This window comes from Pelosinus sp. IPA-1 (assembly GCF_030269905.1).
Taxonomy (GTDB): domain Bacteria; phylum Bacillota; class Negativicutes; order DSM-13327; family DSM-13327; genus Pelosinus.
Genome location: NZ_BSVC01000005.1, coordinates 48,684 through 61,916, shown reverse-complemented (window position 1 = coordinate 61,916; position 13,233 = coordinate 48,684). Strand labels below are relative to the sequence as shown.

Sequence of the window (13,233 nt, the reverse complement as noted above, 5' to 3'; positions counted from 1 at the left end):
TATGGGAAAAAAATATAGATAATGATACAATAACCTTAAGAGGAATGTATACAATATATTAGAAGTAGGTTCCTTGGTGGAAAGGGGTAATAGTGATGATTTCACGTCGTAACTTCTTAAAAGTGTGCTTTAGTACACTGGTCGGTGTAAGTACCTCGGAATTGCTATTTCAGGCCGCTGTTAGTAGTGGATCTGGTTATCGTAAAATTCCTGTGTTGGCTTATCATCGAGTAGGATATACGACAGATATGCTGACTGTTACTCCAGAACGATTTTCGAACGATTTAGACAGTTTACAGCAAAGAGGTTATTGCAGTATTACCTTAGGAGAATTCCAAAATTTTATGAGTGACCGCAATGTAGAGTTGCCAGAAAAACCTGTCTTGATTACTTTTGATGATGGTTATTTGGACAATTTTCAAAATGCCTATCCGATATTAAAAAGGCATGGAATGGTGGGAACTTTTTTTATTATTACGGATATGTTATGGACGCAAGATCGGCTTACTCCTGAAAATATTGTAGAAATGGAACAAGGCGGCATGTCCATTGGCTCCCATTCAGTAACACATAGAGCCTTAGGAGAACTAGATCAAGCTGCAGTTTATGATGAATTAGTAAATTCAAAAGCCGTATTAGAGAGTGTTTTAGGAAAAAAAGTGGATGCGATTGCTTATCCGCGGGGAAGCTATAATGAGGCAGTTGTACAAATAGCCAAAAATGTGGGTTATAATACAGGGTTTACTGTACGGGAAGGCATTTGTCTCAAAGAGTCTCCTGAATTTGAACTTAGGCGTATCCCTATTTTCAAGTATGATAGTGGTGTGATTAATGTGATTGCCAATCGTGGTCACTTACTATAAAAATATTTATAAATTTTATGTCTACTGCTGTTGACATGGGAACGATATGCTGTTATAATCATAAATGTGTTACCGAGCCCGGAGGGGTGTCCGAGCGGTTCAAGGAACTGGTCTTGAAAACCAGCGATCTCGTAAGGGGTCCGTGGGTTCGAATCCCACCCCCTCCGCCATTCAAATAACATGGAGCGATACTCAAGCGGCTCAAGAGGACGGTTTGCTAAATCGTTAGAGGTCGTAAGGCCTGCCAGGGTTCGAATCCCTGTCGCTCCGCCATTTTAAAATAGTTAACGCCTTTATCTTGTGAACAAGATGAAGGCGTTTGTTGTATAGTCAGAAAGAGTATTATAGCAAGCGAATTAAAAGTTGGTGAAATAATGGAGCGCTGGATTATACACATTGACATGGATGCCTTTTTTGCAGCAGTAGAACAACGAGATAATGAGGAATTAAGGGGTAGGCCTGTGATTGTTGGAGGTATGGGAAATCGAGGAGTCGTAGCTACTGCCTCTTATGAAGCCCGTCGTTTTGGCGTACACTCTGCTATGTCCATGGTGGAAGCGAGACGTCGCTGCCGGGAGGGAGTGTTTTTACCTTGTGACCACGAAAAGTATAGTCGAGTCTCCGCTGACCTAAACCGAATTTTTTCTGAATTTTCCCCCCTCGTTGAGCCCTTGTCATTAGATGAAGCATTCTTAGATGTTTCAGGAATGGATCAACTTTATGATAGTCCCAAAGCAATTGCCCAATGTATTAAAGAACGTATTAAGAGTGAACTAGGGCTTACAGCTTCCGCTGGGGTAGCCCCTAATAAGTTTTTAGCTAAATTGGCTTCCGATTTGCAAAAACCAGATGGGCTTGTAATGGTTGCTCTAGGAGAAGAAAAAGCTATGCTCCATGATTTATCCATTACTCGGATGTGGGGGGTAGGAGAGGCTACAGCGCAGATTTTAAAAAATTTGGGGATTTACACCATTGGTCAATTGGGGAAAACGGACGTAGTTCAATTGGCAAAACATTGTGGACAAATGGCTTATACCATACATAACTTAGCCAATGGGCAAGATGATAGACCTGTCATTCCTGAACTTGAGCCTAAGACGATTGGTAATGAACTAACTTTTCCTGTTGACCTTAGGCAAATAGGACAAATTGAAACAGAACTCTTGGCATTAGCTGAAAAGGTTGGCTGGCGGCTTAGGCAGCATGGTTACAAGGGCAGGACCATTACTGTTAAATTGCGTTTTGCATCTTTTAAAACCATTACTCGTAGTAAAACCCTATCGGAACCTACGCATTTTGATGAAATGCTCTATGAGACGGCAATCCACATTTGTCGTCAAATACCTTTGCAAGAAGGGGTTCGGTTACTAGGTATTACTGTATCCAACTTGCAAGCAGGAGATAGCCAAATCTCACTATTTGATGAACAAGATAATAAACGAACGGCTGTGTATGAAGCGCTTGATAAACTGAAAAATAAATTTGGTGAAGGTATCGTAACAAAGGGAAGATTGATAAGTGTTCCCAAGAAGTGAGAAAGATGATGAACCGCAGAGGCGCAGAGAACGCTGAGGGGGGATTTTATAACTCTATCTATCTTTTCTCTGCGGTCCTCTGCGCCTCTGTGGTTCAAAAAGGACGCGTAGCGTTTTTCTTATAGTCTTCGCCCTAATGTTAGCAGCACTTGTTCCGGCTGTAGGTCAGAAATATTTAGCATAAGGGTGGTCGGTAAGGGGGCTATTTCTTCTTGGTTTTCTAGGATAATATCTGTTGGTTCGGCTACACTATGATAAGCAGTTAAGGCATCCGGATGATAGGTGGTATAGAGATAAGCATCAACAAGCTCTCGATTGCGGTGAGCTTCATACATATCGATAACAGTGTAGCCTTGTTCATGCAATAGATCGATTAGTGTTGGATCAGTAGCTTGTAGAGCAATAATTTTAGGCATAGTGTATAATCTTCCTTTTATCGATGAGTACTTTACTCTAGTATGTCTGCTAAAATAAAAAAATATCGAGAAAAAGCTACATTTTTACATTCCCTAGGCAGGAATATTATTTTGCTGTAAGAATCTTATAAAAGTAAGATGGTGTTTTTCTACGGAGTACAAAATTATTGCTTATATTGTAGGGAGGTCGTAGAATGATTAATAAACAAAGAGTATTAGAAGAATTTTTTGAACTAGTAAGAATCAAATGTTCCACTAGGGATGAACGTGAAGTCGCCGATTTGCTTAAGGCACGTCTCAAGGATTTAGGACTTGAAGTTACCGAAGATAATGTAGGAGAAAAAATTGGCGGAAATTGTGGTAATGTACTTGCTTATAGCAAAGGGACCTTGCAAGATGCTCCCACTTTAATGTTAAGCGCTCATATGGACTGTGTGGAGCCTTGTGGTGGTATAGAACCTCAACTTAAGGACGGGGTGATCACTTCTGTTGGCGATACCATTCTTGGCGCAGATGATAAAGCCGGGATCGTAGCTATATTAGAAGCCTTGCGTGTAATCAAGGAAGAAAATATTTCTCACGGTCCGATTCAAGTGGTGTTTACGGTGGCTGAAGAGGGTGGCTTAAATGGAGCAAAGAACATTGATCCAAGCTTGTTGAAAGCTGATTTTGGTTATGCTCTTGACTCTAGTGGTGCTCCTGGTGAAGTAATTACTATGGCTCCTGGTCAAAATAGTATTTTGGCAGTCGTTCATGGCAAAAAGGCCCATGCAGGTGTTGCTCCAGAAGAAGGCATTAATGCCATCGTGGTAGCTGGCAAGGCTTTGGCCCAAATGCAGGTTGGACGTATTGATTTTGAAACTACTTCCAATATAGGTATAATTAGTGGCGGTATTGCGACTAATATTGTACCCGATGTGGTAGAGTTAAAGTGCGAAGCCCGCAGCCGTAATATGGAAAAGTTAGAGAAACAAACGCTTCATATGAAGGAAACTTTTGAAAAAGTGGCAGCGGATAATGGCGCACGTGCTGAGGTCAAGGTAAATAAGGCATACGGTCCCTATGTATTATCAGAAGAAGCTTCAGTAGTAAAACTTGCGGTGAATGCAACCAAAAGTATTGGTTTAACTCCAGAAATTAAAGCGACAGGTGGCGGCAGTGATGCTAATTTCTTTAATAATTATGGGGTACCTACAGCTGTATTGGGAGTAGGGATGAATAAAGTACATACAACAGATGAATTCATTAAGGAAATTGATTTATATAATAGTGCTGAATTGGTGACGGCTCTAATAAAAACTGCCGGAACTATGAAAAAATAATAAAAAATGCTGAGTGCTCTCATTGCGCTCAGCATTTTTTACGGAATCAGAAAGTATAACACTTCCTTGATTTCAAGTAAGAACGACTAAGGCTTCTGCCTGCGTCTGAGGACTTGGCCTAAGCCAAATCTTTTCTTATTATTTCTTATTAGAGTTTCTTTTTAAAGCGTAACAATTTGCACAAATAATAAAGAAAACGAGTATATCCACCAGCAGTTTTTAAGAGAGACTTCCGTATTGATTGATTTTTTAAAGTGGTGACCTTCGGATCGGAAAGATACATAGCGAGCAGTCCTTGTACGACTGTTTTGTGAAAAGATGGATTTTGCAGGGTGCTAGCCTGTAAAAAGGCTTGCTCTGTGAAAAGGGTTAGGCGAGAGAGCATTTGGGATGAGTTCTGATAATAGGATACAAAATTAAGATCACCGTTTGCCTCATCTTCTCCCATGTCGATGAAGTAATCCAGTAATATATGTAATCCGCTAATCCAAGGAAAATAAGCGGAATCGATTACTTTGACAGTATGAGGGTGAAGATTTCTGTCGCTAGCGGCAGCACAGAGCATGAATATTCCTAGTGTAGAACCCGTAGCGGCGGCAAATTCCCAAGGGGTAATCTGAGGGTAGTCTATAATATGATGGGCTATCCAATTTAGCATTTTTACTTCTCGCATACTAGGGTCAAGGTGTTTGTACGTCTGTAGTTCACTATAAAAGCAGGCTAATTTTTGAACTTCTGACTTTACAAGTTCATAGGACGGTAGGGCCTTTATTTGTTGCTGGCATGTGATAACTAACTGTTTGAGATAACCTCCATCCTCTTTAAAAGGATAATAAGCATAATAATCTTGGGGTGGTGCATCGGGGGTAAGAGCATCTGTCATAGCTAAATGCAGCTGTTTGAAAGCTTGTTCATCCATGATATCGGCTCGGTCGCAAAGATTATCTAGGTAATCGCTAATTGTTTGCAGGGATACTATCAGGGGGATGAATTTGGTTATATCTACAGTAGGATATAAACTATAAATGCTTCCCCCTTGGCAGTGAAATTTTTTATCCCTAATGCTAGCCAATGCTTGTGTCCGAAGTGCTGAGGAAGCGTGGGAGGAGGCATAATTGGACCAATGTGTTAGTTCCTTTGTAATTAAGGGGAATACCTTACTGACAAAGGTGAAAATCAAAGTTAGGTTGCTGAATGGATTTGAAAAAATATTCATGGGAGCCTCCAGTGAGGGTTTTATAACTCATTTTATAATAGTTTGGATTTGAAAGTAAATATGATGATATAAAGTTAAATTAGATTTTTTTATCATATATTTGGAGTATTCCTAGCTATCTTCATGGTTATGCATTTACCTGTAACGAATTCATTAAAACAAGTGAAGTTTAATTCAGAATTTGGATTTTAGCACAAACTAAAGATGAATGTAACTAGAAGGTAAAAGGCACAGCAGATGATTACTCTGCTGTGCCTTTTACCTTCTAGTTATTTTTACTCAGTAATATTCAATTCTAAGCGGATTTCTCTTTTTAACCATTTGCTATGTTTCTTTAGTGCTTGTAGTTCTAGAGGAATGGCGTCTTTAGTAGTTAATTTTAATTGGGCTTGTTTATCTGAAAATACAGTGGTAACTTTTTCAACAAGGCCCATTTGGGTCGTATCTAAGGCTTCGGCGAAAGCAAGTAGTAAAGCTAATTTTCGAGCTGTTTGCCAATTGCCTGCATCTAAGAACTCATTATAAATTCTGTTGTAGGAGTATTTTACCGAAGGACTATGATGCCAGCCGGCAATGATAGCCGCCATAATTTGCTCCCGATGAGAAAGGCCAAATAAACGAGCATTTTCTATCAGATAGGCACTATGTCTAGCGTGATCATAATAATTAACACGAATACCGGTATCATGCAGCAAGGCAGCAACCTCTAAAAGGGGTTTATCACTGGGGTGTAGATCTAATGCTTCTTGCCAATCATTAAACAGTTGGTCGGCTAATTTGGCCACATGATAGGCATGGCTTGTATTTACTTTATAGAATAATAACATGTTGTGGGTGCTATGGACGAGGGGACTAGGGATAAGTTCTGTGTGTCCGGTTTTGGAAAGATAATATTCAAAGAATAGTCCTTCTCGTACGCCACAGCTACTGATGATAAGTTGGGTGCTTGTGTTTTTATCGAATAATTGTTTAACAATAGCCAGTCCGGCAATAATAATATCGGCGCGATCATTGCTGAGGCCAGCTACTTTGCGGCGCTGAGCACAGGTCATTTTTGTAACATCATCCCATAAGGAATGAAAGGAGATAGAACTAGTGCGGTAGTTGTGTAATTTCAATAAAGGATAATTGTTACGCTTCTGCTCCATTTTACCAATACTGCGGGCTGTTCCACCGATACCAATGAGGGGAAGATTAAGGTTTTTTAACCAAGGAATTTTATCAATCTCTTGGCTGATAAAATCATTGAGATTTGCTAGTTGTTCTTCGCTGGCTTTATTCTCGATATTGAATCGTTCTGTTAATGTGACGGCGCCAAAGGGTAAACTGATTAATTTTTCAGCCTTGCGATTTTTAACTAATGTTATTTCTGTGCTGCCGCCGCCGAGATCAAATAAGATAGCATCTGTTACATCTAGCGTATTAATAGCTCCTAGATAACCAAGTTTGGCTTCTACTTCACCACTAATAATTTCAATGGTAACTCCTGTTTCTCGTTGAACCTCTTCAATAAATTCCGCACCGTTAACTGCATTACGGAGTGCTGCTGTACCTACTGCTAGAATTTTATCAGTTTTATGTATTTGGCACATATGGGTGAAGCTTTTTAGTAGGTTCATAGCGCGATCCATGGCTTCAGGTTGTAATCTACGGTCTTTATCTGCAGCTTGACTTAAACGAACGGCATCTTTTTGGTGATAAATTAGATTATAAGCACCGTTTTCGTAGATTTCTACGATGATTAGGCGGGCAGAGTTTGATCCTAAATCAATAATAGCAATTCGTTGATTCATGAATTCATTTCTCCTTTATCGACTACAAATATTTATCTTCTTAAGTATTAGCATTATTTATTAAAAATCCTCTGCAAAATTAGCAAAATATTAAACGCGCAATATTAAGAAGATTGCAATATTTATATTGTTAAGATATTGTTAATTCCTGCAAAAGTCACCCTTTGCTGCCTAAAAGTGCAGGAAATAAAAGGATTTATGTCGAAAGTGAAAATTTACATGAAATAATTGAAAATTTTAATATAGGCAGGGTGGAGCCATGTTTGATAAAGAGCAAAATTTCTTAAATAGAGAATTAAGCTGGCTGAAATTTAATGAACGGGTAATGCAAGAAGCCAATGACTCTGGAAAACCTTTGCTAGAGAGATTAAAATTTGTGGCGATTGCTAGTTCTAATTTAGATGAGTTTTTTATGATTCGAGTTGCTGGATTAAAACAGCAAGTTGAGAGTGGTATTGTTAAGAAGGATGCGGCAGGGTTTAATGCAAGAGAGCAGCTTCTATTGATTGGGCAGTCTGTGCGGGAAATGGTACGATTACAGTATTTGTATTTAAAGAAAATTCTTGGTGGCATGCAAAACCATGATATTTATGTAAACGATGTACAAAGTTTATCTGGTAATGGGAAACAATGGGTAGAAAGTTATTTTTATAATACGATCTATCCGATTCTTACACCTTTAGCTGTCAATGCGAGTCATCCTTTTCCATTGTTGGCGAATCGGAGCCTAAATTTAGCGGTTCTACTAAGTAAAGGGAAAGAGGAAATGCAAACGGCGATTCTTCCAGTACCAAGTGCTCTACCTCGAATGATTGAAGTACCAGATCAAGGGGTAGGCAAACTATTTGTATTCTTAGAGGATATTATTAAGACCCATTGCTCCCAACTCTTTTGTGGGTATAACATTAAAGAGATTGTACCCTTCCGTATTACGCGAAATGCAGATTTGTTAATTGATGGGGAAGGTGCTGAGGATCTCTTAGCAGAAGTAGAAAAATCCTTACGTCAGCGAAAACGCGGTGAAGCGGTGCGCCTAGAAACGAGTAAAATCAATAAACCTTTTTTAAAAGATTTTTTACTAGAAATGTTTAATATTGATGAGCAAGATTTATATGAAATTTCTGGACCGATTGATGTTTCTTGTTTTACAACTTTGACAGACTTAACTGGTTACGATTATTTACGTTATGAACAAATTACACCGCAAATCCCTATAGAATTAAAAGATGCTCAATCTTTGTTTGACGTAATATGGAGTAAAGATATTTTATTACATCATCCCTACGAATCTTTCGTGCCCGTCGTCAATTTCATTCGACAGGCAGCAATTGATCCTAAGGTTTTAGCGATCAAGCAAACCTTATATCGAGTAAGTGGTAATTCATCTATTGTTAAGGCCCTTGCTCAAGCTGCAGAAAATGGCAAACAGGTCACCGTTGTGGTGGAAGTTCGGGCCCGCTTTGATGAAGAAAACAATATTCAATGGGCTAGGCGCCTAGAAGAGGCGGGATGTCATGTTATTTATGGTTTATTAGGTTTTAAAGTCCATGGGAAAATGGCTTTGATTATTAGGCAAGAAGGCTCGCAGATTAAAAGGTATGTGCATATGGGGACAGGTAATTATAATGACATTACTGCCCGAATGTACTCTGATATGAGTCTATTTACCGCTAATGAGAAAATTGGCGCAGACGCGTCTGATTTTTTTAATATGTTATTAGGCTATTCTGAGCCACCCTCGTGGAAGAAATTAGTGGTTGCTCCCATCGGTTTAAGGGATAAATTGAAGGAAATGATTGATCGAGAAATTGCATTTGCCGAGTCTGGAAAAGGCGGACATATCATTGCCAAAATGAATTCTTTACTAGATAAAGAAATTATTCTTAAATTATATGAGGCTTCCAGTAAGGGTGTTAAAATTGAACTTATTATTCGTGGTATTTGCGCTCTAATCCCAGGTCTCCCCAAGGTGAGTGAGAATATTACTGTGCGAAGCATCGTGGGACGCTTCCTAGAACATCATCGTATTTTGTATTTTGCAAATGGTGGCAAAGAAAAGATATATCTATCTAGCGCTGACTGGATGCATCGCAATTTAAGTGAGCGGGTAGAGCTATTGTTCCCTGTGGACAAGCATGAACTTATGGAACGTATTAAAGATACTTTGCATATTATGCTAAAAGATAATCGCAAAGCCTACATTATGAAAAGTGATGGAACATATCGGCGAGCATACCGTCGAGGTAAAGTAGTAAATTGTCAGCAATATTTATATCAAGAGGCACAAGAAAAAGCTGGAACAACAGATTTCTAAAAAAAAATTTTAAAATTTAGATGCAGTAGCAACTTGCCAGAGAAATCAAGTTACTACTGCATTTTGCACACTAATCATAGGGTTATCCACAAAATTATCAACAAAAGGTGTGCAAATGTGGATAACTATGTGGAAATATAATGACGAGCCTTGAAAAATTAAGGATATTTATGGTCTGAGTGGGTAAAAAGGTGTGGATAAAGTAATGTGGATAAAGTTATCCACATTACTTTATCCATTCATTTAGGGAAAGAGAAGTAAAATTTGATTCTTAAAAAAATATTCATAATAAAAAGATGTTGACTTTGTATTGCTATCTGTGGTAAGATATTTTTTGTCGACGGGACAAGGGTTCCATCGAGGGACGTGACTCCGTAGCCCAGCTGGATAGAGCGTTTGACTACGAATCAAAAGGCCGCAGGTTCGAATCCTGCCGGGGTCACCATTTTTTACTACTGTATTTGCGCCCGTAGCTCAGGCGGATAGAGCAACGGTTTCCTAAACCGTGTGCCGGTGGTTCGAGTCCCCCCGGGCGCACCAATTTTTTGTGTGGTGACCGGATGTTGGATGATAACTATTTTATGGGATTAGCTTTGTTGGAAGCGCAAAAGGCTTATGACATCGGTGAAGTTCCAATTGGATCTGTACTTGTTCTGGATGGTCAGGTAGTGGCCACGGGACATAATATGCGAGAAATTTGGCATGATGCAACGGCCCATGCAGAAATGATAGCGATTCGTGAAGCTTGTGAAAAGCTGGGGCGATGGCGCTTAACTGGACTTACATTATACGCTACGATAGAACCTTGTCCTATGTGTGCAGGTGCTTTAGTCATGAGCCGCATTGACCGCTTGGTATATGGCAGTGTGGATGTAAAAGCAGGGGCAATTGATTCGATATTTAATATAGTTCAAAATGAAGCACTAAACCACCGGATGATAGTTAGATCAGGTGTAAGAGCAGATGAATGTGCTGAAATTATGAAAAAATTTTTTAGAGAACGCAGAAAAAAGAGTAATACTAGTAAGATAGATACCTGAGACATGAGTATTCAAGTAGATCAGGTCACGGAGAGGTGGCTGAGCTGGTCGAAGGCGCTCGACTCGAAATCGAGTAGGCGGGAAACTGTCTCGTGGGTTCGAATCCCACCCTCTCCGCCATGAAGTCAATAACACCAGAGGTTGTAGCTGCTTGCAGTGAAGACTTCTGGTTTTTTATTTATATAAAAATAAAAGGCTGACCCTGCTTGAGCAAATAAGGCCCTCCTATCATTGAATCTGTTTATCTAGCCCTATCGTGTTTTTATTTTGATAATCTCTAAAGTATAATTATCATTAATAGGCATAGAATAAACATGTTTCTATTCATATAAAAGGAGGAATAAGCATGGGTCATAACCATAATTCAAGCATAGGTTGCGTAGTATCAGAATGTGAGTTTCACTGTAAAGATGATGATTACTGTACTTTAGACAAGATCCAGGTAGTAAGACATGGTCATAAGGCAGTTAGTGTTGAATGCACAGACTGCGGAAGTTTTAGGAAAGGCTAATTTAAGGAAATCCCGACCTGTTTAACAGGTCGGGATTATTTATTAACTCTTACTCTTCCAAAAGATCAATCGCGGTCATTGCCATAGCCTTAGCGCCGACTAACAACCTTTCTTGGGCATAGTCAGATCCTGTCGCTATTGCAAATTCTGGCGTATGAGCGGACAAGTTGTTTCCAATGTTAATATCGGGATGGATAGTAGGAGTCTGGTGGCTAACATTTCCCACATCAGTGGAACCGCCTGCGTCCATTGGGTCAAGGATAGTTACTGTTTCGCCAAGCAGGGTCATATTATCTTGGAATAAATCCATTAGTTGCGGAGCATTAATCAATTCTTTGTATAAAGGTTCATAATGCACAGTTTCTACTGTTGTTCCAGTGGCTAAGGCCACGCCTGTTGCCAATTGCTTTACTGCTGGAATTACTGTTTCTTCTAGGTAATGAGAAGATAGAGCCCGGATGGTAAACTTTGCTTCGGCCTCTTCAGGTATGATGTTAGGTGCAACCCCACCTTTTGTAATGATGCCAGCTAAAATGGTTTCCTGGGTAAAAGTTTGGCGCAATGGCTTTATTCCTTGATAAAACATAATCAGGGCATCCAATGCATTTACACCCTTGTTGGTTTTGCTTGCAACATGGGCTGGACGGCCGCGGAAGGTGATCCGTAGCGGATGGGTTGCATAGGAGGTACCACCCATGTTGTTACGATCTGCGGGGTGAATAATGAGAGCAGCCTTTAAACCGTCGAAAACTCCATCGGAGGCCATCCTTACTTTTGCTCCACTGGTTTCTTCTGCTGGGCAACCGATCAAACAAGAAACAGCTTTATCACCTGCGACGGCTGCAAATGCGGCAGCCGCTCCCCAGCTCATAGCGGCAATTAAGTTGTGTCCACAGGCATGCCCTAGTTCTGGCAGGGCATCATATTCTGCTAAAAAGGCAATTTTAGGACCACAGATTCCTTTTGTAGCAATAAAAGCTGTTTCATAGCCGCTAATGTTCTGCTCCACCTTAAATCCTTCCTGTTCAGCGGCTGTACGAAGCAGCTTAGCGGCTTCGTGCTCCTGTTCGCCTAGCTCAGGGTGTTTGTGCAAAAACAGACTGATTTCTCTAAGATTTGGAGCCATGGTATCAATTCGGGCTATCACTTGCTCCTTTAAGGCTTTTTTATTCACGTTTTGCCTCCTTTTCTTAAAGTTTAGTCTATGGTGGCCGTTTCAATTACTTCAAGTCCATTAATACCTAGCATTGCCATAGCTCCCAATGGGAGAGTAGCTTTATCCGCAGTATGACCGAAGTATAAATGATAAAGGACAGGTTTGCCTAAGTCTCCTAAACGATCTTGTAGCACCTCTTGTAGAGTGAAATTAGGAGGATCATCCGCCGTTTCGCAATCTGCGCACACTGCAAAGACAATGCCTGCTGCATCTTGCAGTTTTCCAGCTAATCTTAGGTGAGTTAACATACGATCAATGCGGTAGGGTTCTTCACCGATTTCTTCCAGGCAAAGAATTTTCCCACGGGTATCAATTTCGAATGGAGTTCCAAGAGTGGCAACTATAAGGCTTAGGTTTCCTCCTGCTAGGTATCCCTGCGCTGTTCCTGCCACGAGAAACTGGGGAGGAGGAGAAAGGGGCGGATTTGTAATAGGGCCAATAGGCCATGGGCTAGTGAGTGCTCGGTAAAAGGAATCCCTCGTGTAATCCGGCAAGTGTTTACCCATATCGGAAGCGATCATAGGGCCGTGAAAAGTGACAAGACCCGTTCGTTGACCAATTGCGGTATGTAAGGCGGTAATGTCACTGTAGCCAACAAAAATCTTAGGATGAGACCGAATAAGCGGATAATCTAAAAGTTCTAAAAGCCTCATAGTTCCGTATCCGCCACGAAGGCAAATAATAGCATTGATACTAGGGGAGGCAAACATGGTGTTGATATCTGCTGCGCGTTGGGCATCTGATCCCGATAAATAGCCCCAGATCTGATCAAAGGTTTTACCCAGCTCGATGCGAAAACCTTGCTCTTCTAGCCATTTTACACCAGCCATATTCATTTCCGAATCACCAGGACTTGCGGGAGACAAGATGCCAATCGTGTCTCCTGGATAGAGTCGTTTTGGTTTTAGCTTAGGAATTGTATCCATAGAATCACCTCTAGCAGTAAGATATGCAGCCTAGGATTGAAAATCTACTGTATCTACCAGTTAAATTAATTAGTGAGCCAG

The 13,233-nt window shown here is 40.4% G+C and carries 11 protein-coding genes and 5 tRNA genes; 11 read left to right on the top strand and 5 right to left on the bottom strand.

All coding sequences use genetic code 11. From position 1 onward, the window contains the following. The first annotated feature begins 95 nt into the window (after window positions 1-95). The 4 genes from QSJ81_RS13085 (at window position 96) to QSJ81_RS13070 (ending at window position 2,398) form a co-directional block, all read left to right on the top strand. Window positions 96-863: a polysaccharide deacetylase family protein gene (locus QSJ81_RS13085; protein ID WP_285717821.1), complete on the top strand. Its 768-nt coding sequence runs from the start codon at window positions 96-98 to the stop codon at window positions 861-863. An 80-nt stretch (window positions 864-943) separates the two neighbouring features. Next, window positions 944-1,033: transfer RNA gene (locus tag QSJ81_RS13080), tRNA-Ser, on the top strand. A gap of 12 nt (window positions 1,034-1,045) precedes the next feature. Beyond that, window positions 1,046-1,136 (top strand) — tRNA-Ser (locus QSJ81_RS13075). Window positions 1,137-1,237: 101 nt separating this feature from the next. Next, window positions 1,238-2,398, top strand: coding sequence for a DNA polymerase IV (locus tag QSJ81_RS13070; RefSeq protein ID WP_285717820.1), 1,161 nt, complete (start codon window positions 1,238-1,240; stop codon window positions 2,396-2,398). Between the two features lie 119 nt (window positions 2,399-2,517). Here the strand turns inward: QSJ81_RS13070 and QSJ81_RS13065 are convergent, their stop codons facing one another. Continuing rightward, on the bottom strand, window positions 2,518-2,814 hold the full coding sequence (locus tag QSJ81_RS13065; RefSeq protein ID WP_285717819.1) for a hypothetical protein: 297 nt from the start codon (window positions 2,812-2,814) through the stop codon (window positions 2,518-2,520). 194 nt (window positions 2,815-3,008) lie between these two features. Here QSJ81_RS13065 and QSJ81_RS13060 point away from each other — a divergent pair, with 194 nt between their 5' ends. After that, window positions 3,009-4,136, top strand: a complete 1,128-nt coding sequence (locus tag QSJ81_RS13060; RefSeq protein WP_285717818.1) for a M20/M25/M40 family metallo-hydrolase — start codon at window positions 3,009-3,011, stop codon at window positions 4,134-4,136. A gap of 148 nt (window positions 4,137-4,284) precedes the next feature. Here QSJ81_RS13060 and QSJ81_RS13055 read toward each other — a convergent pair whose 3' ends face one another. Together QSJ81_RS13055 and ppx are read right to left on the bottom strand one after the other, a co-directional pair. Then, window positions 4,285-5,352 (bottom strand): tetraprenyl-beta-curcumene synthase family protein, encoded by a 1,068-nt coding sequence (locus tag QSJ81_RS13055; protein ID WP_285717817.1) that lies wholly within the window; start codon window positions 5,350-5,352, stop codon window positions 4,285-4,287. A gap of 275 nt (window positions 5,353-5,627) precedes the next feature. After that, window positions 5,628-7,145 carry an exopolyphosphatase gene (gene ppx / locus QSJ81_RS13050; protein WP_285717816.1) on the bottom strand — a complete coding sequence of 506 codons (1,518 nt, stop codon included), beginning with the start codon at window positions 7,143-7,145 and terminating at the stop codon, window positions 5,628-5,630. A gap of 259 nt (window positions 7,146-7,404) precedes the next feature. Between ppx and QSJ81_RS13045 the strand changes: the two genes are divergently transcribed. The 6 genes from QSJ81_RS13045 (at window position 7,405) to QSJ81_RS25725 (ending at window position 11,010) form a co-directional block, all read left to right on the top strand. Then, window positions 7,405-9,459: an RNA degradosome polyphosphate kinase gene (locus tag QSJ81_RS13045; protein WP_285717815.1), complete on the top strand. Its 2,055-nt coding sequence runs from the start codon at window positions 7,405-7,407 to the stop codon at window positions 9,457-9,459. 368 nt (window positions 9,460-9,827) lie between these two features. Continuing rightward, window positions 9,828-9,904, top strand: a tRNA-Arg gene (locus QSJ81_RS13040). An 18-nt stretch (window positions 9,905-9,922) separates the two neighbouring features. Continuing rightward, a tRNA-Arg gene (locus QSJ81_RS13035) sits at window positions 9,923-9,999 on the top strand. A gap of 20 nt (window positions 10,000-10,019) precedes the next feature. Beyond that, entirely contained in the window at window positions 10,020-10,499 is a 480-nt protein-coding gene (gene tadA / locus QSJ81_RS13030) for a tRNA adenosine(34) deaminase TadA (protein WP_285717814.1), read from the top strand. Between the two features lie 29 nt (window positions 10,500-10,528). After that, window positions 10,529-10,619, top strand: a tRNA-Ser gene (locus QSJ81_RS13025). 226 nt (window positions 10,620-10,845) lie between these two features. Next, window positions 10,846-11,010, top strand: a complete 165-nt coding sequence (locus QSJ81_RS25725) for a DUF1540 domain-containing protein (RefSeq protein ID WP_352230892.1) — start codon at window positions 10,846-10,848, stop codon at window positions 11,008-11,010. Window positions 11,011-11,059: 49 nt separating this feature from the next. Here QSJ81_RS25725 and QSJ81_RS13020 read toward each other — a convergent pair whose 3' ends face one another. Together QSJ81_RS13020 and QSJ81_RS13015 are read right to left on the bottom strand one after the other, a co-directional pair. Continuing rightward, window positions 11,060-12,184 (bottom strand): amidohydrolase, encoded by a 1,125-nt coding sequence (locus tag QSJ81_RS13020; protein ID WP_285717813.1) that lies wholly within the window; start codon window positions 12,182-12,184, stop codon window positions 11,060-11,062. Window positions 12,185-12,207: 23 nt separating this feature from the next. Beyond that, a complete protein-coding gene (locus tag QSJ81_RS13015; RefSeq protein WP_285717812.1) occupies window positions 12,208-13,152 on the bottom strand; it encodes a S66 peptidase family protein in 945 nt (314 codons plus the stop codon). Between the last annotated feature and the right edge of the window lie 81 nt (window positions 13,153-13,233).